Origin of the sequence: Streptosporangium minutum (assembly GCF_002149035.1) — a bacterium.
In the GTDB taxonomy this organism is placed as follows: Bacteria; Actinomycetota; Actinomycetes; order Streptosporangiales; family Streptosporangiaceae; genus Streptosporangium; species Streptosporangium minutum.
On sequence record NZ_NGFP01000052.1, the window covers coordinates 1 to 24,337 of the forward strand.

At 69.3% G+C, this 24,337-nt stretch carries 21 protein-coding genes and 1 pseudogene; 10 read left to right on the forward strand and 12 right to left on the reverse strand.

Features of this window, described 5'->3' with window-relative positions:
- A partial coding sequence (locus tag CA984_RS13875; RefSeq protein WP_133061655.1) for an ArsR/SmtB family transcription factor occupies positions 1–232 on the forward strand: 232 nt, incomplete at its 5' end.
- A 66-nt stretch (positions 233–298) separates the two neighbouring features.
- On the opposite strand, the gene CA984_RS13880 is transcribed toward CA984_RS13875, so the two are convergent.
- Together CA984_RS13880 and CA984_RS13885 are read right to left on the reverse strand one after the other, a co-directional pair.
- Positions 299–778: a hypothetical protein gene (locus tag CA984_RS13880; RefSeq protein ID WP_165781243.1), complete on the reverse strand. Its 480-nt coding sequence runs from the start codon at positions 776–778 to the stop codon at positions 299–301.
- A gap of 248 nt (positions 779–1,026) precedes the next feature.
- Complete coding sequence (locus CA984_RS13885; protein WP_086571983.1) at positions 1,027–1,632, reverse strand: helix-turn-helix domain-containing protein; 606 nt, start codon at positions 1,630–1,632, stop codon at positions 1,027–1,029.
- 76 nt (positions 1,633–1,708) lie between these two features.
- On the opposite strand from CA984_RS13885, the gene CA984_RS13890 reads away from it, so the two are divergent.
- From CA984_RS13890 to CA984_RS13905, 3 genes are all read left to right on the forward strand, one after another.
- A complete protein-coding gene (locus tag CA984_RS13890; RefSeq protein ID WP_207620856.1) occupies positions 1,709–2,743 on the forward strand; it encodes an NAD(P)/FAD-dependent oxidoreductase in 1,035 nt (344 codons plus the stop codon).
- Between the two features lie 29 nt (positions 2,744–2,772).
- On the forward strand, positions 2,773–3,444 hold the full coding sequence (locus CA984_RS13895; protein ID WP_086571986.1) for a class I SAM-dependent methyltransferase: 672 nt from the start codon (positions 2,773–2,775) through the stop codon (positions 3,442–3,444).
- 265 nt (positions 3,445–3,709) lie between these two features.
- Positions 3,710–3,988, forward strand: a complete 279-nt coding sequence (locus CA984_RS13905; protein ID WP_133061656.1) for a hypothetical protein — start codon at positions 3,710–3,712, stop codon at positions 3,986–3,988.
- Here the strand turns inward: CA984_RS13905 and CA984_RS13910 are convergent.
- The 5 genes and pseudogenes from CA984_RS13910 to CA984_RS49030 form a co-directional block, all read right to left on the reverse strand.
- Entirely contained in the window at positions 3,964–4,299 is a 336-nt protein-coding gene (locus CA984_RS13910; protein ID WP_086571991.1) for a hypothetical protein, read from the reverse strand. The genes CA984_RS13905 and CA984_RS13910 overlap by 25 nt on opposite strands.
- 35 nt (positions 4,300–4,334) lie before the next feature.
- A complete protein-coding gene (locus CA984_RS13915; protein ID WP_207620857.1) occupies positions 4,335–5,132 on the reverse strand; it encodes a helix-turn-helix transcriptional regulator in 798 nt (265 codons plus the stop codon).
- Between the two features lie 150 nt (positions 5,133–5,282).
- Complete coding sequence (locus tag CA984_RS13920) at positions 5,283–6,701, reverse strand: MFS transporter (protein WP_086571993.1); 1,419 nt, start codon at positions 6,699–6,701, stop codon at positions 5,283–5,285.
- A 222-nt stretch (positions 6,702–6,923) separates the two neighbouring features.
- The gene (locus CA984_RS49025) at positions 6,924–7,148 is read right to left on the reverse strand and encodes a helix-turn-helix domain-containing protein (protein ID WP_341351710.1); all 225 of its coding nucleotides are present in this window, start codon (positions 7,146–7,148) and stop codon (positions 6,924–6,926) included.
- Positions 7,130–7,213, reverse strand: a pseudogene (locus CA984_RS49030) (recombinase family protein); the annotation flags it as partial. The gene CA984_RS49025 and the pseudogene CA984_RS49030, both read right to left, overlap by 19 nt.
- Positions 7,214–7,869: 656 nt before the next feature.
- On the opposite strand from CA984_RS49030, the gene CA984_RS13930 reads away from it, so the two are divergent.
- On the forward strand, positions 7,870–9,306 hold the full coding sequence (locus CA984_RS13930; RefSeq protein ID WP_133061657.1) for an Ig-like domain-containing protein: 1,437 nt from the start codon (positions 7,870–7,872) through the stop codon (positions 9,304–9,306).
- Between the two features lie 523 nt (positions 9,307–9,829).
- On the opposite strand, the gene CA984_RS13940 is transcribed toward CA984_RS13930, so the two are convergent.
- Positions 9,830–10,318, reverse strand: a complete 489-nt coding sequence (locus tag CA984_RS13940) for a MarR family winged helix-turn-helix transcriptional regulator (RefSeq protein ID WP_086572000.1) — start codon at positions 10,316–10,318, stop codon at positions 9,830–9,832.
- Positions 10,319–10,501: 183 nt separating this feature from the next.
- On the opposite strand from CA984_RS13940, the gene CA984_RS13945 reads away from it, so the two are divergent.
- From CA984_RS13945 to CA984_RS13955, 3 genes are all read left to right on the forward strand, one after another.
- Entirely contained in the window at positions 10,502–11,962 is a 1,461-nt protein-coding gene (locus tag CA984_RS13945; RefSeq protein ID WP_165781244.1) for an MFS transporter, read from the forward strand.
- 133 nt (positions 11,963–12,095) lie between these two features.
- Positions 12,096–12,353 carry a hypothetical protein gene (locus CA984_RS47125; protein WP_207620858.1) on the forward strand — a complete coding sequence of 86 codons (258 nt, stop codon included), beginning with the start codon at positions 12,096–12,098 and terminating at the stop codon, positions 12,351–12,353.
- A 129-nt stretch (positions 12,354–12,482) separates the two neighbouring features.
- Positions 12,483–13,346, forward strand: a complete 864-nt coding sequence (locus CA984_RS13955; protein ID WP_086572007.1) for an LLM class F420-dependent oxidoreductase — start codon at positions 12,483–12,485, stop codon at positions 13,344–13,346.
- 246 nt (positions 13,347–13,592) lie between these two features.
- Here CA984_RS13955 and CA984_RS13960 read toward each other — a convergent pair whose 3' ends face one another.
- Together CA984_RS13960 and CA984_RS13965 are read right to left on the reverse strand one after the other, a co-directional pair.
- Complete coding sequence (locus CA984_RS13960) at positions 13,593–15,842, reverse strand: glycoside hydrolase family 3 C-terminal domain-containing protein (RefSeq protein WP_086572010.1); 2,250 nt, start codon at positions 15,840–15,842, stop codon at positions 13,593–13,595.
- A 69-nt stretch (positions 15,843–15,911) separates the two neighbouring features.
- A complete protein-coding gene (locus CA984_RS13965; protein WP_086572011.1) occupies positions 15,912–16,130 on the reverse strand; it encodes a hypothetical protein in 219 nt (72 codons plus the stop codon).
- Positions 16,131–16,324: 194 nt separating this feature from the next.
- Between CA984_RS13965 and CA984_RS13970 the strand changes: the two genes are divergently transcribed.
- A complete protein-coding gene (locus CA984_RS13970; RefSeq protein ID WP_086572013.1) occupies positions 16,325–16,903 on the forward strand; it encodes a TetR/AcrR family transcriptional regulator in 579 nt (192 codons plus the stop codon).
- Positions 16,904–17,044: 141 nt separating this feature from the next.
- On the opposite strand, the gene CA984_RS49260 is transcribed toward CA984_RS13970, so the two are convergent.
- Both CA984_RS49260 and CA984_RS46110 read right to left on the reverse strand, forming a co-directional pair.
- Positions 17,045–17,356 carry a response regulator transcription factor gene (locus CA984_RS49260; RefSeq protein ID WP_423229305.1) on the reverse strand — a complete coding sequence of 104 codons (312 nt, stop codon included), beginning with the start codon at positions 17,354–17,356 and terminating at the stop codon, positions 17,045–17,047.
- Positions 17,317–17,484, reverse strand: a complete 168-nt coding sequence (locus CA984_RS46110; RefSeq protein ID WP_165781242.1) for a hypothetical protein — start codon at positions 17,482–17,484, stop codon at positions 17,317–17,319. The genes CA984_RS49260 and CA984_RS46110 overlap by 40 nt, the downstream gene beginning before the upstream one ends.
- A 206-nt stretch (positions 17,485–17,690) precedes the next feature.
- Between CA984_RS46110 and CA984_RS13980 the strand changes: the two genes are divergently transcribed.
- Entirely contained in the window at positions 17,691–24,200 is a 6,510-nt protein-coding gene (locus CA984_RS13980; RefSeq protein WP_086572015.1) for a PKD domain-containing protein, read from the forward strand.
- Positions 24,201–24,337 lie beyond the last annotated feature (137 nt).

Here is a 24,337-nt window from a genome sequence, read left to right on the forward strand (position 1 = left end):
CGCCACCCGCGCCGCCGTCCTGCGTACCATCGCCGTCGATCAAGGGTGCAGCACCAGCGAGCTGGCCCGCCGCATCGGAGTGTCGGTGTCCAACGCCAGCAAACACGCTCAGGTGCTGAATCACGCCGGCCTGATCACCAGCACCCGCCACGCCAATCTGGTGCTCCACCAACTGAACGACCTGGGTGCCGGTCTTCTCCGCCACTACCGGGCGCAGTGCCCGGCCGGCTGACCCGCGGGCCGGAGCTTCGGGCCCCGGCCCGCGGCTCACGAGCAGTCGGTCGGCCTACGGCCTTTCTCAGCGCCATCCCGTGCAATGTGTGGAGGAGGAGTTCTTCGCCCTGCCGCACGCGCGGAAGACAAGGTTCGGGTCGGCGCTGCTGTAGTGCGCGCGGGTGTAATTATGCCCGCCGTTCACGAATGTGAAGGGGCCGCACTGATACCAGCCCTTGCCCCGGTCGTGGGACACGTCGAACCAGAACAGGTCTCCGGTCTCGTAGCCGCCGGCCAGGCGTGCCCACCCGGCCTGCCTGCCGTTGATGTCGCCGAAGCGGAGTTCCACCTTCTTCGTACCGACGCCCAAGGAGGTCTGGGCCTCGGTCCAGACACCGGTGGCGTTGGTGGGCCATGGCCAGTCACCACAGGTGGCGGCCGTGGTGACGCCGCTGGGGTCGTCGAGCGGCGGTCCGACGGGGTCGGCGGAGGCAGGACTCGCCAGCGCGGATCCCGCGAGGACGGCGGAGGCGGCCACCGTGACGAACCGCCTGGCTGATGTCATGCTGATCATACGAACGGATCCTTCCGATTCTCCGGTACCGGTCCTTTCTGGCTCCGGCCTGGTGGTGTTATTTCACCGGCCTTCGCCCTGGCCCGTCATCCTGTTCCACTCCCATGGAAAACACCCATGTCAGAGCCCCTTTCAGCCCGCTCGCAGGCTGTTGCGGGCGGCCCGTGAGGGCCGGTGCGCAGTCGGCCGGACCGCTACGCCAGGTGATCGAATCGGTCGTCAAGGGGTTCCCCGATCATCTATCCGGGCTGTCCGGGCGGGTGTTTCGCCGTGGGACGGGCGCGCAGGTGCGCGCGTTCACCCTGCTTGCCGAACAGGCTGAGGAACTCGACCGGTTCGGCGTCGGCGGCGCCGAACCAGTGCGGTACGCGGGTATCGAACTCGGCCGCTTCGCCGGGTGCGAGCACCAGATCGTGTTCACCGAGGACGAGCCGTAGCCGTCCGTTGAGTACGTACATCCATTCGTAGCCCTCGTGGGTCTGCGGATCGGGTTCCTTCCGGCGGCTGCCGGCCGGGATCACGAGCTTGTAGGCCTGGATGCCGCCGGCTCGGCGGGTCAGGGGCAGCATGGTCATGCCGTGGTGGGTGACCGGGCGCAGGTGGATGCGCGGGTCGCCGGTGGGTGGGGCGTCGACGAGTTCGTCGAGCGTGACGCCGTGGGCCCTGGCCAGGGGGAGCAGGAGTTCGAGGGTCGGCCGGCGGGTGCCGGACTCCAGCCGCGACAGGGTGCTCACCGAGATGCCGGTCGTCGCCGACAGGTCGGCCAGCGTGGTTTCGCGCTGCCGGCGCAGCGCGCGCAGTCGGGGCCCGACCGCCCCGAGCGCTTGGTCGAGGTCGTTGTCCATGCCACCAGTTTGCCAGATCGGCAACAGAGTTTGCGGCAATGGCCGATGAGCCCGCATCCTCGTCGTGGAGGTGGTCATGGTGACCGATCAGCTGAGGAACGGCTATGACGTGGTGGTGGTCGGCGGTGGCGCCGCGGGGTTGAGCGGGGCGCTGATGCTGGCTCGGGCGCGGCGGTCGGTGGTGGTGATCGACGCGGGCGCTCCGCGCAACGCCCCGGCTGCAGGCGTGCACGGGCTGCTGGCCCGGGAGGGGATGCGGCCGGCCGAGTTGCTGGAGCGCGGCCGGGCCGAGGTCCGCGGCTACGGCGGTCACGTGGTGCCCGGCGAGGTCCGCACCGTGGCTCGCGAGGACAACGGAGAGGACACCGGGTTCGCGGTGACGCTGGCCGACGGCCGGACGGTCCGTGCGCGCCGGCTGCTGGTGGCCGCCGGGGTGGTCGACGAGCTGCCGGACATACCGGGACTGCGGGCCCGGTGGGGTCGGGACGTGCTGCACTGCCCGTACTGCCACGGCTGGGAGGTCCGTGACCAGGCCGTCGGCGTGCTGGCCAGTGGGCCGCTGGCGGTGCACCAGGCGTTGCTGTTCCGGCAGTGGAGCGCCGATGTCACGCTGTTGTCCCACACCATGGCCCCGCCGACCGGCGAGGAGGCCGAGCGGTTGGCCGCCCGCGGAGTCAACGTGGTGGAGGGCGAGGTGGCGTCCCTGGAGATCGTCGAGGACCGCCTGGTGGGAGTACGGCTGAGCAACGGCGCGCTGGTCAGCCGTCAGGCGCTGGTGGTCGCGCCGCGGATGGTGGCGCGCGCCGACTTCCTGGCGGAGCTCGGACTGCGGCCGGCCGAACATCCGGGAGGCGCCGGCGAGCACATCCCCTCCGACGCGGCCGGCCGTACCGACGTGCCCGGGGTGTGGATCGCGGGCAACGTCACCGATCTGGTCGCCCAGGTCGGCAGTGCCGCGGCGGCGGGCGCTGCCGCGGCGGCCCAGATCAACGCCGACCTGGTCGCCGAGGACACCCGGCAGGCGGTCGCCGCCTGGCGGGACCCGTTCTCCGCCGAGTCCGAAGCACGTGTCTGTGAACTGGTGATGGGCGACCGTCGCCACGGCCTGTGAACCCCTGTGAACCACGGAAAGGAACCGTTGTGTCCGAGGAATTCGGCGAGGCGTACTGGGAAGAGCGTTACCGCGGCCACGCCGCGGTCCACAGCGGGCGGCCCAATCCGCAGCTGGTGGCGGAGGCCGGGGATCTCGCGCCCGGCACGGCACTGGACGCGGGCTGCGGCGAGGGGGCCGATGCCATCTGGCTCGCCTCGCGCGGCTGGCGGGTGACGGCGGTGGACATCGCCACCACCGCGCTGCGACGCGCGCGCGAGCACGCCGAGGCCCTCGGCGCCGACGTCGCCGGCCGGATCGACTGGGCACAGGTCGATCTGACCGGTTGGACACCCGCCGAGGAGCACTTCGATCTGGTCTGCGCCCACTACGTACACCCGGCGGCATCGCGCGAGGCGCTGCTCCGCCGGCTGGCGGCATCGGTCGCGCCGGGCGGCACGCTGCTCATCGTCGACCACCACCCGTCACATCCGCAGACCGCCACCGCGCACGCCTCGGCGCCGAAGGTGCACGTCACGGCCGAGGAGCTCGCGGCCGGCCTCGACCCCGACCGGTGGGACATCGCCGTCGCCGAGGCCAGGACTCACACGGTCACCGGCCCTCACGGCCGCGAGATCACCCTCCACGACGCGGTCCTCCGGGCCCGCAGGATCGCGGTCACGCTACGTCCGCCCGCGCGGTGGTCCGAAAGGCCGTCATGAACAGGGCCTCGATGCTCTCGTCGTCGAGCCCCGCCAGGCGGGCCTCGACCGGCCGGCGCCGCAGGTCCTGACGTAACGGCCCGTGCGCGGCCGGAAGTCCTCAACAACGAACAAGATCAAGAATGCCTGCAAGGGGGCCGTTGGTTTGGAGAGTATGGCGCGGTTCTCGCCAACACCTGCCGGCCCCGGAGACCAAAACGAGTCTATGAACGCTGTGTAACAGTATGATTGCTTAGCGGTCGTATTGAGGTAGTGGGATCCTACGGTGCGGACCACGCCGGTGAGGTTTCTCGGCGATCAAGAAGCGGCTGCCTACGGTCCGCTACCGCGCGTCGGTGTCGCCGCCCTGGATGAGGCGCTCAGGTACGTCGGTGGACGCCTGGCGGCCAACGCCGACGTGCGAGTGGATGTGGCGGGGAAGATCCACGTCGCCAGCGACAAAGCGATCGCCGAGCCGCCGTCGCTGATCGATCTGCGCAGGCGGGTGGCGGCCATGCTGCCACGGATCGACATCGGAGATCAGATCCTTGAGGTGATGGGGTAGGTGCCGCAGTTCCTGGAGTCGATGACCGCCCTGTCGGGCGGAGCGAGCCGGACGGCGGACCTGAAGGTCACCGTCGCCGCCTGCCTGACCAGCCAGGCCCTCACGCCCAGCAGGGCGGTCTCGGCTTCGCCCGGGCGCTGGGCGGCGGCATGGTCGCCGCGATCGACGGCATGCGGTTCGTTGTCCCCGTCCTGTCCCCGAGGCCAGACCCAACCGGAAATTCTTCGGCCGCGAAACGCGGAATGACGTTCGCGGCGAATCCGCGCGATGTCGTCGCGGCAGAACGCCAGGGCGCTGGTACGGATCTTCACGCGAGAGAAGGGCGTGGGATCATCTTGGTTCTGGATCAAACGCCGACAACGGCCTCTCCGTTGAGGTAGCGCCCGGGTGAGGTGCCGACGGTCCGGCGGAACGCCGCGAGGAAAGCGCTCGGGGTCGCGTACCCCACCGTGTGCGCTACCTGCGACACCGGCCGGCCTTCGGCGAGGAGAGGCAGGGCGGCCCGCAGTCGCATGTGAGTGCGCCAGCGGTCGAAGCTCAACCCCGTGTCACGGACGAACAGCCGCGTCAGGGTGCGTCGGCTCACTCCGATGGAGCGTGCATGGGCTTCAAGGCTCCGGGAGTCGGAGGGGTCGGCGAGCAGGGTGTCGGCCACGGCGCGTACGCGTTCGTCCACGGGGAGCGGAACGTCGATCGGCAGGGCCGGCAAAGGGTGCAACAGGTCCAGCACGACCGCCTCGGCCCGCAATCGCGCGTCATCGGCGAGGTCTTCACGGGCGAGATAGGCGATCAGGTGGGCCAGCAGCCCGTCGACGCCGACCGCAGTGGGCTCCGTCCAATCCAGAGTGCACCGCACTGGATTGAGGTAGAGGCTGCACAGCAGCGCGTCGCGGGTAGCGCCGGTCCGGTGGACGACTCCCGCCGGCAACCACAGGGCCCGGGTGGGCGGCAGGACCCAGTACGCGTCGTCCACGGCGATGCTGAGGACGCCGCTCCGCGTCCAGGCCAGCTGGTGGTGCGTGTGGCTGTGTGGGGAGATCCACTGTCCCGATGACAGCGGGAAGTGCCCGACGACGATCACGCCTACCGCGGCCGGGACGGTGGAATCGACGGCCTCGATCATGGATTCGGCGGCTTCGATCATGAACTCCAGAGTATGTCCTCAAGCCGATATGGTTTGGCCCTATCGCGGATCATGGCCAGCACGGTTGGCGCATGGCGGGAGGGCCGCCACAGCGTCCTGATCACCGTGGTGACACCACGGTTCGAAGTGGTGCTCAAACCCGGCTTCCGATCATGCCGGTCCGCGACGGCCGCGTCCTGGCATAGGGACCGGTGGCCCGGATCCTGGCCGGGGAGCGGCTGCCGGCGTGCTTCGGTCGTCGGCTCCATGTCCAGCGGGCCGTCGCGGGCCGCTGGCACGCGACGGCAGCAGCACGACGATGAGCACAGCGCCGAGCGCCACGCAGAGCGCGCCCGCTGTGAGCCCGCCTGAGTAGCCCATGATGGCCAGCGCGGCTACCCCGACGGCGCCGCCGATCTGCTGGACGGAGGTGAACAGGGCCGAGCCGAGACCGGCGTCCTCCTCGGTGGTGCCGTCGACCGCGGCTACGGCCATGACGGGCAGGCTCAGCCCGTTGCCCACGCTCAGTATGAGCATGCCGGGCAGGACGTGGGCGGCGTAGGAGTCGCCCGCCGCCACGCCGGACAGCAGCAGCAGGCCGGCGATGTTGACCAGGAACGCCAGCAGGAGCGCCCAGCGCGTCCCGATCCTGAGCGAGATGCGGGAGGACAGCCACATGCCCGCCAGGATGCCGGCGCCGTAGGGCAGGTAGGCGATGCCGGCCAGGAGCGGGCTGTAGCCCAGAGCGGTCTGTATCTGGATCATCAGCAGGAACGACATCGCGTACATCGCCATCGAGAACAGCAGGGTCGCGCCGTTGGCTACCGCCCGTGTCCGCGAGGCCAGGAACGACCGGGGCACCAGCGGCGCCGCCGCCCGCGACTGGGCCACCAGGAACGCCACCGCCAAGGCGGCGGAGAGCACGACGGCGCCGAGGGCGATCGGATCGCTCCAGCCGGTCTCGCCGGCCCGCAGCAACCCGTACACCAGCGACACCGCCGCACTGGTGACCAGGACCGCGCCGGGAACGTCGAGACGGCGCCGGCCGGGGGCGCGGGACTCGGGGACCAGACGGGGGAGCAGCGCCAGGGCCACGGCGACGATGGGCAGGTTGATCAGGAAGATCCCCCGCCAGGACACCAGGCTGGTCAGCGCCCCGGACAGCACCAGGCCCGTGGTCCCGCCCAGGGCCGCGATGCCGCCCCAGATGCCCAGGGCCTTGGCCCGCTCCTCCGGCCCCGGATACAGCAACGTGATCATCGACATCGCCGCCGGGCTGGCCATCGCGGAACCCGCACCCTGCACGAACCGCCCGATAACAAGCTGCCACGGCTCCTGTGCGAGCCCGCAAGCCAGGCTGGCCACCCCGAACAGAGCCACCCCGATGAGGAAGACGCGGCGGCGGCCCAGCAGATCCGCCATCCGGCCGCACAACAGCAGCAGCCCGCCGAAGGCCAGGAAGTAGGCGTTGACGACCCAGGGCAACCCGGACGCGCTGAACCCCAGCTCATCGCGGATGCTGGGCAGAGCAACGTTCACGACGGTGTCATCGAGCACGAGCATGAACTGGACAAGACACAACACAATCATCGGCACCCGACGACGCTATGATCCGCCGCATTTGGCCACAACCCACGATGAGGCCAGACTGTGTCGCATGGAGGACATGGGCGCGATCATCGTCGGCCACTTCCCGATGGCCTCGGGGATTGGATCCCCCCCGCACGGCCACATCCACCACCAGAAAGGCGCAGGTCCAGGTCAGCCGGTTCGGGCGCCTGCTATGCGGCAGCGCGGACAGTCGGAACGGGGTCAGGGCGTCTGCTGCAGTGCCCGGTAGATGGTGCCGCGACTGACCCCCAGCGCCTTGGCGATCTCGGCCACGGTGACATCCCGCGCCTCATAACGCGCCCGGGCCAGCCGGATCTGCTCCGCTGACAGCTTGGCGGGTCTGCCGCCGCCACCCCACGCTCGGCCAGCGCGTTGACGGTCTCCACCAGATGTCGCAGCGAACGGCCCAGCCGGTCCAGCCGCCACACCACCAGCGTGTCCCCGGCTCGCAGGTACTCCAGGCACCGTGTCAGTTCCGGCCGTTCGGTCAGCTTTCCCTACGCGGTGTCGGCGAGATCTTCTCACAGCCCGCCGCGTTCAACGTGTCGCTCTGCCCGTCCAGGTTCTGAGAGGCGCTGGAGATCCGGGCGTACCCGACACGCTGACCGGCGAGGGGATGCACAGGTTGGTTCACGAGCCCCAGATCGTGCACTGAAACCCGGGTATGCGACGGCACTTTCGGAACATTGATTCCGGACTGAGTTCCGGACGCTCCAACGAGCTCGATTGCGACTCTCGCGACCCAAATTTGATCTTGTTCGTTATTGAGGACTTCCGGACACAAAGATCACCATCCCTGAACACCACCCCACCAGGCGCTCCATCCCTCCACAGCGAGATCACGGCCGGGCTGCGCCGGAGCCGGAACGTCCGCTGACGACCCCCGCGGCCCTTGAATGGCACCCGTCCCCACCTGCGGGAAAGCGCCTACCGTACGAAACGGTTCCGTTGCAGGTCTACCACCCGCCCCCGGGGGAGGCGGCGGCGGGTGGCGGGTTTCCGGCACTTCCGGCGGTCGCGGGCATGCCCGTCGTGCGACACGGAGATCGCGTGCGCACCTGATGTGATTGCTCGATCACGCAGAGTAATGTCCGTTGTGAAGTTGATCTACGAGGGCAGCCTCACGACGGAACGGAAGTTCAGGTTGATGTCACAACGATCCAGATCCGCGCTCACCGCGCTGGCCTGCACCCTGCTGACGCTGGCCACACCCGGCACGCCGGCGGCGGCCGGCACCGGCGCGCATGCCGCCGACGGCGTGCGGCAGGCCGTCACACGTGCCGCCGCGCCCTGTGTCCGGCCGGGGCAGACGACCTACCCCGTGGACTACTACTGGAAGAACGTCCTCGGCATGCGGCTGGGCAGCGGGTCGGTCGCGGTCAACACCTCCCCGTCCCTGTGGGGCGGGCAGATCGCACCGGGCAGCGTCTTCACCGTCACCCTGACGCACCGCACGAACCAGTGGCCGCTGCTGGTCAGGAGCTACACCACCACGTGGGACCTGTCGTCGCTGCTGGCCGCCGCCGACATCATCGGCCAGTCGGGGGCCGGCACCATCAGCGGCACCACCCTGTCGATCACCTCGCAGGGCTCCAAGACCGACCCGGTCGCCAAGGCCATCACCTTCCAGGTCAGGCAAGGCACCATCGGGGCCGGCATGACCATCCGGCCCACCGGGATCAGCAGCGTCATCGCCGCCCCGGGCCAGCTCGGGAACAACACCCCCGCCCCGCCGATCCAGATCGTGGCCGGGCAGTCCATCGCACCCACCAACGCCGTCGCCGACAGCGCCACCACCGCGATGGGCGCCGCGGTCAGCGTGCCCGTCCTGGCCAACGACACCGCGACCGCACCGGCGATCAGCGGCCTCACCCAGCCCGGCAACGGCACCGCGACGATCTCCGGCGGCACCGTGGTCTACACCCCCGCCGCGGGCTTCATCGGCACCGACACCTTCACCTACACCATCACCACCGCCTGCGGGAGCAGCACCGCCACGGTCACCGTCACCGTCCCCTGCCCCTGGAAACCGGTCAACCTGGTCAACGGCAGCTTCGAGGCACCGCCCGTGGCCACGATCGACTGGTCCATCCCCGACGCCTCCGTCAACCCGGGCGTCGGCTGGCACACCACCGCCACCGACAACAAGCTGGAGTTCTGGCGGGGCGGTGCGTCCGGGATCCCGGCAGCCGACGGCCAGCAGTTCGCCGAGCTCAACGCCAACCAGGTCTCCACGCTCTACCAGGACGTGCCCACCGTTCCGGGGACCCCGATGACCTGGTCGCTGTATCACCGGGGCCGTCTGGGCACCGATGTGATGCGGGTGCTCGTCGGCGCCCCGGGCGCGGCCGTGGCTCAAATTCCCACCGGGGCCTCCTCGCCGGACATCTCCGACGACAACACCGCCTGGCGCCACTACACCGGGGTGTACGTCGTCCCGCCGGGACAGACCACCACGCGATTCGCCTTCGAGTCGGTGTCCGCCGCGGGGGGCACCCCGACGGCCGGCAACTTCCTGGACGGCGTGGTGTTCCAGACGCCGCCCTGCCCGACCACCAGCAAGAACGTGGTGCAGACGGGCTGAATCCTGGGCCCGCACCGCGAACCGATCGACCGCTGACCCGCGACCGCCCAGCTCCTTGACCGTCACACACGACACCCGGCCGAGGACCGCGCGGACGGAAACGGGCGGACATCAAAGCTCCTGTGCGGCAAGGCGGTCACCGCGACCCCTTGCCGCACAGGAGCGCCACAGCCGGGCACGCCGGTCATGCCCAGGTCCGGCGGTGCGGAACACATCCGACAACGTCAGCGGCGGCGGCAGCAGTCGCGCGTCCTCGCCGACGGGCGGTTCCAGCAGCGTGGCCTGAGCCTGTGGCGCCCGCACCGCCTCGCCCTGGCCGCCGTCCACACCGTCCACGGCCCACAGCCCGCCGTGGCGGCGGGAGGTCTGCAGGCCCTCACGGCGGAAGACGCCGCGGCCTGGCGCAGAGAGGCGCGGTCTGTTCCGCGGTCCCGGGAGTGGCGCATGTGCGGTGCGGCGGGCGGATCGTCATCCCGCACGGGGCGGGACGACGCTCTGCTGCCGGATGACGGACAGCCGCCCGTCAGAGGTCCCTGTCTTCCTGTGTGAGCTGGGCGTCCAGGGTGGAACACAGCTGGGCCAGGACGGTCTCGAGCTGGTGAAGCAACTCGGGCGGGTACTGGGACAGGACGGTGTCCTGGCGTTCGTTGACGGGCGCGAAGAAATCATCGGCGAATTCCCTGACCTGCGCGCTGCTGCGCAGGGTGACGATCCGCCGGTCGGTGTGCTCACGGGTGCGGGTGACGTACCCGGCCTGTTCGAGGCGGTTCAGCAGCGCGGTCATGGCCCCCGAGGACAGTGAGATGCGCCTGCTGAGCAGGGCTGGGGAGAGCGGGGCGCCGGTCGCCTCGGCAGAGGCGATCTCCAGCAGGGCGAAAGCGTCGGTGGAGTGCACCCCCAGCCGGACCGCGAAGCGGCGGCCCAGTTCGGTGAAGCTCGCGCCGTAGGCCCTGAGCCCTTCGGCCAGCCGTTCGCGCTGCGCCGCGACGCCGCCGAGCAGCGATTCCTCCATCTGGGCCTCCGCCTTCCCTCTGAACGCCGGTGATCCACGCCGGCGACACATGTTGACAACCTACCGTCGGTCAATCTACCTTCCTCGTGAAGTTGCTCCATCATAAAGTTACTTCACCATAGAGGGAAATAGATGCCTACTTCTGCCCCCGCCCAGCCCCCTGACCGAGGAGTACGGCGCAGCATGACCACATCCCCCCGCCTCCACGGTGGCGCGACGACTCCCGCCCTCCTGTCCGGGCGCACGGCGGTCGTCGTCCTGGCAGCGATCCTCGTCGCGGACTTCATGGAGCTCCTCGACGCCACGATCGTCAGCGTGGCGGCCCCGGCGATCGCCGACGACCTGGGCGCCGGTGAGGCGGCACTGCAGTGGATGATGGCCGGGTACACACTCTCCGCCGGAGCAGGCCTGATCACCGGTGGCCGCATCGGCGACCAGTTCGGGCGCCGCCGCGTGTTCCTCCTCGGACTGGCCGCGTTCACGCTGGCCTCGGCCGGTTGCGGGCTGGCGCCGAACTCCGGTGTGCTGATCGGCATGCGGGTCGCGCAAGGTTTGGCCGCCGGACTGATGATCCCGCAGGTGTTCGGCATCATCCGCGCCTCGTTCGAACCCGGCGCACGGGCGAAGGCGCTCGGCGCCTACGGCGCCGTGCTCGGCCTGGCCTCGGTGGCCGGACCGCTGCTCGGCGGAGTCCTGGTCGAAGCCGACCTCTTCGGCCTGGGCTGGCGGGCGATCTTCTGGGTCAACGTTCCGATCGCGATCATCGCTCTGATCGTGGGAGCCCGATTCATGCCCGAGTCCCGCGTGCCGGGCGATGCCCGGCTGGACCTGGCGGGCGCGGTCCTGGCCGCCGCCGCGGTGGTGCTCCTGCTCCTGCCCCTGATGCAAGGACGCGACTGGGGGTGGCCCTGGTGGGGCTTCCTCATCCTGGCGCTTTCGCTTCCGGTGACGGCCCTGTTCCTCATCAGGCAACGGCGACTGGTCGCACGCGGCGGGCAGCCGATCCTCGACCCCGCCCTTCTCCGGGTACGGGCCTTCGCCGGCGGCCTGTCCGCCGCCCTGCTGTTCTTCGGAGCACTCGGCTCCTTCTTCCTTCTGCTGTCGCTCTACCTTCAGCTCGGCACCGGACGCACCGCGTTCGAAACCGGTCTGGTGATCCTGCCCTATGCCGTCGGCTCGATCATCACCTCCGGGATCGGCGTCCAGTTCGCCCACCGCGCGCTGCTCGTGTCGGGCGCGCTGGTCCTGGCCATGTCCCAGGCCGCCCTGCTCCTCATCGTCCGCGGCGGCGCCGACCCCTCCTACTGGGCACTCGCCGCGCCGCTGTTCATGGGCGGCCTGGGGCTGGGACTCACCGCCCCGTCCCTGGTCAACGTCGTTCTCGCCGGCGTGCCCGCCAAAGACGCCGGTGCCGCGGGCGGTGTCCTCACCACCGTCGGCCAGGTCGGCAACGCGTTCGGCGTCGCCGTCCTCGGCGTCGTGTTCTTCACCCGGTTGGAGAGCTCCTTCACCGATGGGGACGGCGCCCTCGCCGCCTACGGCGACGCCCTCACCGCGATCCTGCCCTGGCAGGTCGCCTGCTACGTCGCCGCGGCCGCGCTCATGCTCCTGCTCCCCAGGCGCGCGAACGCCTCTCACGAGTGACCGCGAGCACGCCGCAGGCCGTGACAGGGCGTGCCGTACGTCCGGACACGGCCGGCGCCGGCGGGACGGTGGATCTGATGGCCGACTTCACCACGCGGTTCCCTCTCACCGTGGTCTGCGACGTGCTGGGCGTATGGCCGCCGAGCTGCGCGGCCGGGTCCCCGAAGAGATCACCGAGACACAGCTGCACTACCTGATCTTCACACTGATCTACGCCGGACAGCTCACCACCGACCCGTCGCTGGGGTTCCTGCTCGCGCGCGTCTTCGACGCCGACCGCGCCCCGGCGGCGGAGATCACGATGCCGGGTGGTCGGGGCGGCCGTGCCCGGCCCTGGCGTCCGGGGATCCGCCATGGCGCGGTGAGGAGCCGGGCGTCGCGCGGCCTATGAGATGATTACTCCTACGGAGCCCTCTCGGCCCCGGGTGCAGCAACCCGGGCGAGAGGGTTTTTTCATGCCCGCAGCCGCAGTGACGCGTCATCCCGCGGCCGGTACGCCCACCCGATCAAGGAGTGCTCGATGAAACTCGGTCTGACCTGCCCGCGCTTCACCTGGCCCGGCGGTGACTCCGCCATCGCCGGGCGGTTCGCGGACGTCGCCCGCGGCGCCGACGGAGCCGGGCTGCACAGCCTGTGGGTGATGGACCACTTCTTCCAGATCCCCAACTTCGGCGCCGCGGAGGATCCGATGCTGGAGGCGTACGGCGCGCTGTCCTACGCGGCTGCCCTCACCAGCCGGGTCACGCTGGGAGCCCTCGTCACCTGTGCCGTCCACCGCGAGCCCGGGCTGCTGGTGAAGCAGGTCAGCACCCTGGACGCGCTCTCCGGCGGCCGCGCCGTCCTCGGCATCGGCGCCGGCTGGTACGAGCCGGAGGCCCGCGGCCTCGGCCTCCGCCTCCCCTCCCTGGCCGAGCGGTTCGAGCGGCTGGAGGAGACGCTCCAGATTGCCAAGCAGATGTGGAGCGACGAGGACAAGCCGTACGAGGGCCGGCACTACAGGCTGGCACGTACGCTCAACGCGCCGCAGGCACGGCCGCCGATCCTGATCGGCGGCAGCGGGGAGAACAAGACACTCCGCCTCGTCGCCGAGTACGCCGACGCCTGCAACTTCCTGTACGGCGCCGACGTGCGGCACAAGCTCGATGTGCTGCGCGCCCACTGCGAACGGCTGGGACGGCCCTACCAGGAGATCGAGAAGACCCTCCACATGCGCATCCCCGACGGCCAGAGTGTCGAGGAGAGCGTCCAGCGCTGCGGCGACCTGGCCGCCCTGGGCATCGACCACGTCATCGTCGCCGTCCCCGACGCCGCCGCCGACTCCTCGCTCGCGCACCTGGCCGCGCTCGCCACGCAGATCTCCGCCATCACCCCGGCCGGCCGCTGAGCAGGCGCTCCAACCTCTGATCTTGACATGTGCCGCCTGGTCGGCGCTGACAGCGATCCATCCACGCGTGGCAGGCTCCGACGTCCTGCGGGCGCCGCCGATACACACCGATGAGTCGTCCGTCGTCGACCACTGGTGGCTTCTGCTACCAGAACATGCCGGATGCTGTTGAGACGGGCCTCGAATCTGCAGATCACTCGCTGTTGACGACACGTGAAAACTGGATCCGGATCCCACTCCCGGTGATCACGCATTCGCGTTCGCATAGGCCACCAACTGCTCGATCTGTTCGAAGGTGACGGGCAGCCCCGGGAAGCCGGCGAGCCGACTCAAGGGGAAGGACGCCATCATCTTCCGCAGCGCCTCACCGTTGGGCATCATCGCGGCGGCGGTGGCGTCCATCGTGCCGGTCACCTGCGCGAACACCCCTTGAACGATCGGCCCGGCGACCGGATGCGCCAGAAGATCGCCCACCGACGACTCCATCGTCAGGGGCAGCACGACCTCATCACCCGGCACCGCGACCGTGGCCGTTGCCCGGATGTCACGGCTTGAGGCGGCCACGTCGAAGGCGTACTCGCCCCCCTCCACGACCCACCGGTCCACGCGGATGTCCCAGTACGCCAGGTCGGGCCGGCGCACGAGGATCTGGACGTCGGCGCACTGGCCGGGCTCGAGCGTCACCGAGCCGAACCCCTTCAGCTCCCGCGGTGCGCGTTCGACCCGCGAACCGGGCAGGGAGGCGTACACCTGCACGACCTCGCGGCCGCGCACGCCGCCGGTGTTGGTGACCGGCACGCTCACCACGATGTCTCCGTCGGCGTCGAGTTCCGCCGACGGGTTTCCATAGGCGAACGTCGTGTACGACAGCCCGTGCCCGAACGGGTAGGCGACATCGAGTCCGCGGCCGTCGTACCAGCGATAGCCGACCATGATGCCTTCGCCGTAGCGGACATGGCCGAACTCCCCGGGGAAGTTGCCGTAGGAGGGGTTGTCCTCCAGCCGCAGCGGAATGGTCTCGGTGAGCTTGGCGGAGGGGTTGACGACGCCGAACAGCACATCGGCCGTTGCGCCGCCTCCTGCCTGCCCGAGCAGCGATGCCTCGACGATCGCCGGCGCCCGGTCGCGGAACGGCAGCGCCACCACCCCTCCGTTGGACAAGACCACGACCGTTGCCGGGTTGGCCTCCAGCACGGCATCGAGCAGGTCCAGCTGTGCGGCGGGCAGGTCGAGGTGCTCGCGATCGAAGCCCTCCGACTCCTGCGTGGCCGGCAGGCCCAGGAAGACCACCACGACCTCGGCCTCACGAGCGACGCCTGCGGCCTGCTCGCGCAGCGCTGCGTCGTCACCGCTACCTTCGCCGTCGAGCGTGAACCCAGGAGCGTACGCAACCTCGCCATCGGCGAGCGCGCGGATCTCCTCCAACGCCTTGTCCAGCCGGGTGGGGTTGATGAGCGAGGAGCCCGCGCCCTGGTAGCGGGGGTGTGCGGCGAACGCACCGATGACGGCGATGCGCGCGTGCCGGGCCAGGGGCAGGATGCCGTCGTTGCGCAGCAGGACGATCGACCGTCCGGCGGCCTGCCGCGCCAGGGCGTGGTGCGCGTCGACGTCGATGGGCACGGCGGCCGGCGGCCGCTGCCGGGCCTTGCCTATCAACTCCAAGACCCGGCCGGCCGCGGTCTCCAGCGCTTCCTCCGCGAGGGTGCCGGCCTGGACGGCCGCGACCAACTGTGCGTCGGTACGGCCGCCGCTGAAGGGCATCTCGAGATCGAGGCCGGCCGGGAGCCCCGCCAGGCGGTCGTTGACAGCCCCCCAGTCCGACACCACCAGACCTTCAAACCCCCACTCCTGGCGCAGAACGCGGGTGAGCAGCCACGGGTCCTCCGAGGCGTAGACGCCGTTGATGCGGTTGTAGGAGCACATGACCGTCCACGGCTGCTCATCGCGCACGACGCGCTCGAAGCCGCGCAGGTAGATCTCACGCAGGGGCCGCATGTCGACGTCACTGGAGACGCGTATGCGGTCGAACTCCTGGTTGTTGGCCGCCAGATGCTTGAGCGAGGCACCCGTGCCCGTCGACTGCAGGCCGCGCACCCACGCGGCTCCCAGGACGCCGGAGATGAGCGGGTCCTCTGAGAAGTACTCGAAGTTGCGGCCGCACAGCGGCGAGCGCTTGATATTGATGCCCGGACCGAGGACGACCGCGACGTTTTCGGCCGCCGCCTCGGCGCCGATCGCGGCGCCGACCTGCTCGACGAGGTCGGGATCCCATGTCGAGCCCAGCCCGACGCTGGGGGGAAAGCAGGTGGCGGGCAACGACCCGGACATGCCGAGATGATCGGTTTCGCCGGCCTGCTTGCGCAGGCCGTGGGGCCCGTCGGCCAACATGATCGACGGCTGGCCGAGGCGTTCAATCGCCTTGGTGTTCCAGAAGTCCGCACCGCTGGTCAGCGACGCCTTCTCGGTGAGCGTCAGATCGGATGCCGAGATGTCCATCAGGGATCTCCTTCGTTGCCTTCATGGTCAAGTCCGCCGTGTCAGTGAATGCCGTGTCAGTGAATGGAGTCAGCGGACGGAACGGATGGGCCACACCGCCGATGCGCCGCACAGGCACAGCACGATGCCGGCAAGGGCCGGCACGGCCCACGGGATCACGAGCGCCGCCGCGAGAGTCGCGCCCGAAAGGAAGATGAACAGCCGTCGGCGGCCGAGCCGGTCCGACAGCGGGCCGGACACGATCGTGGCCAGCGGCAGGGGCACGGAACCCCGGATCACGAAGATCACGAAGTAGGCGGGAAGGAGCCACCACAGCAGGCGGCGCAGCGGTCCGATGATGCGGACGGGCCCATCGTAGGAGCCGCCGAGAGGAGGGGGAGGATCGGCGGAAGGAAGGGGGGGACGACCCTGTCATGCGAAAACCGTATGGAACTAGGTTTTGGAAAGCAAGTGTCACTCGGCTTTCGGTTTAGACTCTTTCCATGAGTCAGCGCGGACCGTACGCCAAGGGCGTCGCCAAGCGGGAGGAGATACTGGGGCGCGCGCTGGAGATCGTTGCGCGCCAGGGCTATCGGGGTGCGTCGGTCCAGGTGATCGCCGATGCCGTGGGCCTCAGCCAGGCGGGTCTTCTGCACTACTTCGGGTCGAAGGAGGAGCTGTTCACGGCGATCCTGCGCAAGCGGGACGAACTGGATCACCTCTCCCGTGCCGCCCCAAGTGATCCCCGAGACGCCCGGGATGCGTTCGTGCAGGTCATCGCCCACAACTCCGAGGTCCCCGGTTTGGTGGAGCTGTTCTCGCGCCTGGCGGTGGAGGCCGCCGACCCCGAGCATCCCGCACACGCCTACTTCCTCGAACGCGGCGAGGTGTTGCGCGAGACGATAGTGGCGACCCTCGCACAGCTTCGGCGCCCACCGGCACTGCCCCCTGAGACGCTCGCGCGTATTGTCCAGGCCGCAGCCGACGGGCTCCAGCTGCAGTGGCTGCTCGACCCCACCGTCGACATGGCCGCCACGATGGAAGCGCTACTGAACGCTCTCGCTCAAGAGGGCCACCCATGACGGGCAGGTCCCGCGCACCCGGCCGGCAGGCCCAGGCGGCCACAGGCATGTGATCGTCAGCGAAGCCCGCCGGCAACGGCGCTTTCACAGAGGAGACATCCAGATGAACCGGGCGCGAGGCTCGATCGCCGGCGCCGTCCGTCAGGGCAGCAGCCCCCGGTCGTAGCCGACCGCCACGGCGGCCGCCCGGTCGGAGACGCCGAGCTTGGTGTAGATGTGCGCCAGATGCGTCTTCACCGTGGTCTCGCTGATGAACAGCGCGGCGGCGGCTTCCTTTGATCCCTGGCAGTTCAGCTGCTCAGCAGCGGATGCCGCCGAACAGGGTGCCGATCGACCGACTGGAGCAGGGTCGCCGCTTCCGGGGAGTCCAGGGTGATCAACGTGCCCAGCGGGACATCCTGTGAGTTCAGCGGTCAGACGATCTCGCAGATGCGGCAGTGCGGGTCCGGGCAGTCGCCTTCGACGTCGGCCGGCGTCATCGTCACCAGCCGGTCGGTGAGCCCACCGCGGATCCGCACCACCGGCGCAACCTGCCACTCATCCTGGACGAGGAACAGGTGAAGCTCGTCCGGCCTCCACACGCCTGTGGATCTTCGACAAGCTCGCTGAAATCGAGGCCAAGCGACCTACAAGCGAGACCAGTCACGATCGGCGACTGACAATTCCCCAGCCGCGCCCGGGAGGGCACGGCCATAGTCATGGAGTCACTCCTTTGCACTGGTTGTTCAGTCGAGCCTCCTCTCGGCGGATCGCGGCACGATGGTCAGGGATATCGCTGGTCACCGCGGTGGCCGGCTCTCTCGTCCTGCCCACATCCGCGATCGCCGCATCCGCCCCCGAACCGCCTCCGAACAACGAGACGGCATCCGCGGCGGGCGAGGTCAAGCTCATCGATCTCGGCTCCCTCAACGGCCGCGATGACGGGGTCTACAGCAGCCTCGGTTATAAAGTCAACGCCCGGAGCATCAACAACATGAGCCAGGTCGTCGGGACGGCCACTGTCTCTCACTTGAACGATCACCAGAGAGCCGTTCTGTTCTCCGGCGGATCCGTCAGGCAGCTGCACGACAGCCTCGAAGGCCTCGGCGACGGCGGGATCGTTCACAGCCATGCCTGGGGCGTCAACGACGACGGCACGGTGGTCGGCACGTTTTCGGACATGGGCCCGGATGACGAGAAGACCTTCGTCCTCAAAGATGGCAAGGCGACTCTCATAGAGCAGCGCTTCGGGAGGGCCATTAACAACAAAGGGCAGATCGGGGGCGGCGGCTGGGTACGCGATCCGGACGGGTCCGTACTGCGGCTCCGTGCGTTCAAGGACCAGAACATGGGGGTCTCGGCGCTGAACAACTCAGGTTCGGCGGTCGGTAACGCCGACGTGGACCCCGACCGGTCCGTATTCGAGATACGCGCGTTCCGCACCAAGCCCGGACAGCCCCTCGACCTGGCCAAGGACATTCTGCAGTACGCCGGCGAGACCAAGGCCGCTGACATCAACGACAAGGGGCAGGTCGCCGGCCACGGGAAGAGTATAAACGGCGGTGTCGTTCCCATCATCTGGAACGCGAGCGGTGTGGCCGTAGAGCAGGACACCCCCCTCGGTGGCGAAGCGTACGCGATCAACAATGCGGGCATCGCCGTGGGATTGATGAGGACCTCTTCCGGGCCGACGAGAGCCGCCATGTACGCAGGCGGTGCCGGAATCGACCTGAACACCCTGGTGCCGGCGGGCACGAACCTGCGCTTGACAAGGGCCCTCGGCATCAACGACCTCGGTCAGATCACCGGTGTCGCAACGGACACGACCACAGGCGTGGGGCACGCCTTCCTCCTCGACCTGGGACTCGCCAAGCCCGTCATCGATTCGGTCACCCTCGAGACCAAGAGATACCCGTCCGAGGAGTGGGGTGAGGCCGGGGCCGTGACCGACGGCGACCCGGCGCGCATCACGGTTCAGGTGACCAATCCGGGCTCCATGCCCGTTTCCGCGCAGATCAAGCTGTACCAGGCGCCGAATCCGGGCGAGGCCGTGGACTACACGCCGTTGCCCAAGGTGGAACCGATCGAGGTTGAGCTCGAACCAAACCAGACCGTCAACGTGCGGGCGAATTGGGACACCGCCGGGGTCGCCTGGGAGCGGGGCGAGGCGAACCTGGTCCGGTATGTGAAGGCGCGGCTCTACATGGGCGGTGTCAAACAGGGTTTCGGCGAGTCGGCGAAAATCACGACCAGGCCGAAGCCCGTGGTTCTGGTGCACGGCTGGAAGTCGAACGCAGAGATCGCATGGGGGCACACTCATGCGATCCTGGACAGCCTGCATCCCTATATCGGGTCATTCGCCGTCGGTGACGGCGAGTTCGGCCCCGACGGCGGCACCCTTGACACCGGTGACCTGTCGGACTCGTCGAAGCAGACCAATACGCTTGCTGAGAACGCCAAGGAGCTGGCGAAGTACCTGGAGAACGTGCGCACGCGGACGGGCGCGTCGCACGTCGATGTCATCGCCCACTCGATGGGCGGTCTGATCACGCGGCAGTACATCCAGGCCGAGATGCCGAGCTCGCCGGATCACAGGCCGGTGGTGAATCGGATGCTGCAGCTGGGCACCCCGAACCGGGGGACTCCCTGTGCGGACATGGTCGTGCTGAACGCCACCCTGACTGACAGTTCCGTTCCGTTCTCCCCGGCCACGGAGCAGAACACCACTCCGTTCGTACGCGGTGTGTTCAACGAGCGGTACATGAACCTCAAGGGCGTGACACCCTCCAACCTGGCCGGCGTGGGCAGGCCCCTGCCCTGCATCGCCCCTCCCGAGCACACGGATTTCTACGACAGTGACCTGATCGTTCCGTTGTGGAGTGCGCGGTTCTACCCCGACGTCCCCAGGACCGGAACCGTGCACATGTCGATGACCGACTCGGCGCGGGATTTCGAGACCTACGTCAAACCGCGGCTGGCGTCGGTGCCGGGCATGGACGGCGACCCGGACCTGCCCAGGTTGACCAAGGGGGTCGCCGGCGACTCGGCCATGGACGCCGCGCCGGCCGCCACGGCCACGGATGTCGGCGGTACGGACGCGGGCTCCGTGTTCGCTGCGACGTCGACTGCGGTGGAGGCGGGGAAGACGGTGAGTGTGCCGTTGGCCGTCCCGCGTAGTTCGGCGTTCGGTGTGACGGGGTCGTTGCCGTCGACCGTCGGGTTGGTGTTGCGTAGTCCGTCCGGGGAGCCGGCCGCGCGGTACGCGGCGGGCAGTGATGAGGCCAAGCAGCCGGTCCAGGGGTTGAGTGTCGCCAAACCGCAGGCGGGTGCGTGGAAGCTGGAGATCACGAACTCGGCCACTGAGCCGGTCACGGCCGATCTGGGTGCCTGGGTCGCCGGTAACCCGGTGAAGGTGGCGGCCACGGTAGGGCAGCCGTCGGAGGACGGCCGGGTCAAGGTGACAGGCACCGTCACCGATGACGGTAAGCCGGTTACCGCGGTGCCGGTGCAGGCGATCGTGATCGGCGAGGACGGCGCGCGTGTTGAGCTGTCGTTGAAGGATGACGGCGACAGCGGTGACGGCGGCGCGGGTGACGGCGTGTACGGTGCCACCTCTGAGTCGTTGGCCGACGGTGTGTATTCGGTAACGGTGAAGGCCGACACCGCCAAGGGCCTGCGGGCCGCACTTGATGTGGTCGAGGTGAAGAAGCCCGATCTGCGGGAGTTCGCGCTGACGTTGTCGGCGCAGCCCGGTGGTTCGGTGGCGGCGTCGCCGGCGCAGGACACCTACCGTGCCGGCACCGAGGTGACGGTGACCGCGACCCCTGGGGCCGGGCGGATCCCGATCGGGTGGACCGTGGACGGTGAGGAGCGGGGCGCGGGTGCGCTGACGCTGACCATGGACGGCCCGCACACGGTGGTGGCGCGGTTCGGCGCCTACACGGTGACCGAGCTGGGTGCGGTTTCGCCTGGTCGAAGTGCGGCGGAGACGAGGGCGGTCGCGCTCAACGACCGCGGTCAGGTCGCCGCCACGGTGGACCAGAACCGTACTCATAGGACGAGCGCTGTGCGCTGGCAGGCCGGTGAGTTCACCGATCTGGGTGACCTGCCGTGCACCGATGACCCCCGCGGCACCAACAGGTGCAGGGCGGTCGCCACGGGGATCAACGAGGCCGGGGACGTCTCCGGCTGGGCTACATCGGGAGAGGGCGGGACCAACCGCGCTGTCGTCTACCGCAAGGACGGTTCGGTCACGAATCTGCAGCCGGAATCGGGCGGATCGGCCCTGGGCCTGAACGACAACGGCCAGGTGTTCGGCACGACGGGCGGTAACCATGTGATTTGGGAACGGGGGGTCGCGGTCCAGCTGCCCGCCAACCCGGTGTTCGACACGAAGTACGCCTATGTCTCCGGGTATGCCTCCGCTCTCTCATCCCGGATCAACGCCCGGGGCACGGTGGCTGGTAACTATGTGATGGAGAGAGACCCGATCTACGGTAAGCCTGTCCACTGGGGGCCCGCGCTCTACCGGGACGGGGTGACCACGCCGCTCGCGGTGCCAGGCTGCCGGTACAAGGACAATGAGTACGGCGACGCCTATGACGTCAACACCGCCGAGGTGGTGGCGGGTAGCGTGGATTGCGGCCCCGGCAATCCCACGCGCGCCGTTCTGTGGAAGGACGGCCGGCCGACCGAACTCGGTGAAGGCGAGGCGACCGCCCTCAACGACCACGGGCTGGTGGTCGGCCGCGCGCTCGACCAGGACGCCTCCACCCCGGTCAAGACGATCTGGGAGCCGGTGATATGGCTGGAGGGCGAGAAGTACGCGCTGGCAGACCTGCTGCCCCGGCCGCTGTGCCCGCGGGAGCAGGAGGACACGACCGGGCCGTGCATGGGCCTTGATCGCCTGTATGACGTCAACTCCTCCGGCCAGATCGTGGCGCAGGGCTTCATCCGCGACCGTTCGACCACGGATCCGACCGGCTTCTCCACCCACGCGCGGTCGTTCCTGCTGACCCCGACCACCGCCCGGGCGGATCTGGAGGTCAAGCAGACGGTGTCGGCGACCGAGCCGGGGCCGGGCTCGACGGTGACCTGGACCACCACGGTGACCAACAAGGGTGACGACACCGCGACCGATGTGCGGTTGGACATGCTGATCCCGCAGGCCGTCAGCGGCGCGACGTGTGACACCTGGCGGGGCGTCTGCATCCCGATCAAGGGCGGGTTCCGTAACACGGCCAAGGTGCTGGAGCCGGGCTGGAGCGCCACCGTCGAGGTGAGCGCGACCGTCCCGGCCAACGCAGCCGACGGCACCGAGCTCAAGGCGGGGGCCGGTGGCTACAGCCTGGCGGTGACCGACCCCAAGCCGGCCGACAACACCGCTTCGACCACCGCGACGGTGCGTCCGCTGCTGAACCGGTCCGGGGTCAACTGGACCGATCCGGTGGAGGCCGGCCAGGTCAGCCACCCGAATTCGGTGACGTTGACCAACCGGCTGAATGATCCGATCCCGTTGAAGGTGATCGCGGTCAGCGGGCCGTTCACCCAGAGCAACGCCTGCCCGGTGGAGCTGGCGGTCGGCAAGGCGTGCACGGTGGAGGTGAAGTTCGCCCCCACCGCGGAAGGCCCGGCCACCGGTGCGCTGACCTTCACCACCGCCGACGGCGCCGCACCGGCCTACACCGTGCCGCTGACCGGCAAGGGCATCAAGGCCGGCGGCATCCCGGCGGTGCAGGTCCCGGCCGCGCCGTTGCGGGGCCAGGTGGGCAAGCCGTTCACCCTGCGGGTGGACTTCACCGACACCGATGCCGGCGACACCCACACCGCCAAGGTCGTCTGGGGAGACGGGCCGCCGGTGGACGCCGTGGTGACCCCGCGGCCCGGGGGCGGCACCGTCACCCTCACCCGCACCTTCACCGCCCCGAAGAGCGGCACCGCCATGGTGATGGTCTACGACAGCACCGACAACCTCGGGGATGCGGGCGTGCCGTACGTGATCAGCGAGGCGGCGCCCAACACCGCGCCGGTGGTCACCGCCGGAGCCGACGTCGAGCTGACCGCAGGCGAAGATCTGCAGCGCACCGTGACCTTCGCCGACCCGGACTCCACCTCCTGGACGGCCACGGTGGACTACGGCGACGGGTCCGGCCCCCAGCCGGTCACCCCCGACGCCGCCAAGCAGATCACGCTGGAGCACCGGTGGGCCACCCCGGGCGCCTACCCGGTCACCGTCAAGGTGAAGGACGACGGCGACCTGGAGACCACGGCCGCCTTCATCGCCACGGTCGTGGCCGCCGAGACCCCGAACCAGGCTCCGACGGTCACGGTGAGCCCGGCGTTCGACACCGTGGAGGCGGGAGCCGTCTGGGTCGCGCCGGCCTCCTTCACCGATTCTGACTCCATCTCCTGGACCTACATGGTCGACTACGGGGCCGGGGCCGGGCAGCAGCCGCTGTCCAAGGTCGCCGGGCAGTTGAAGCTCGAACACGTCTATGCCTCGGCCGGTGACTACACGGTCGTGCTGACCGTCACCGACGACAAGGGCGCCTCAGGCAGCGCCCAGGTGACCGTGCACGTCACCAACGCCGCACCCGAGGTGGCCCTGACGGCGCCGGCGGTGGCCAAGCAGTCGGTGAAGGTGGTGAAGGTGGGCCAGGCGGTGTCGCTCAGCGCCTCGTTCACCGACTCCGGTAAGGCCGACACGCACACCGCCACCTGGAGCATCGGCAGCAAGCCGGTGCCCGGGGCGGTCGCCGGACACGGCGGCAAGGGCACCGTGAGCAGGTCGCATGTGTTCACCGAGGCCGGGCTGTACCCGATCTCGGTGACGGTCACCGACAACCACGGCGGCGCCACCAAGGCCGACACCGCCGACGGCAAGCAGGCCTACGTGGTGGCCTACGACCCGGCCGGCTCGCTGGTCGGTGCCGGGCAGACGGTCTCACCCGCCGGAGTGTGCAAGCTGGACGCCGCCTGCGCCAAGGAGGGCGAGGCGAACCTCGACGTCACCGCCCACTACCGCGACAAGGACACCACCCCCACCGGTGAGCTGCACTACACCGCCCCCGGGTTCGACCTGCGCGACGACTCCTCCACGGTGCTCGCCGTGGCCGGCGGCACCGCGATCCTGCGCGGAGAAGGAAAGGTCAACAAGACCGTCGACGTCACCTACGAGATCACCACTGTCGACTCCGGTGAACCGGCCGACAACACCGACCAGCTGGTGGTCAGGGTCTGGAAGAAGAACGGAGAGCTCATCTACGACAACAGCGGCGAGCCCGCACCGGTGAGTGGCATCATCCGCGTCAGCGGCTGAGCCTGACGCTTCCGCGGGCCGCAGAGACCCCACCTGAGGCCCGCGGACATCCGGATCAAACCCCACCCGCCCACAAACCCCCAAATGAACACCGAAAGGTATGCGGATCCCGTCCGTCCGGTGCACGGGCGGGATCT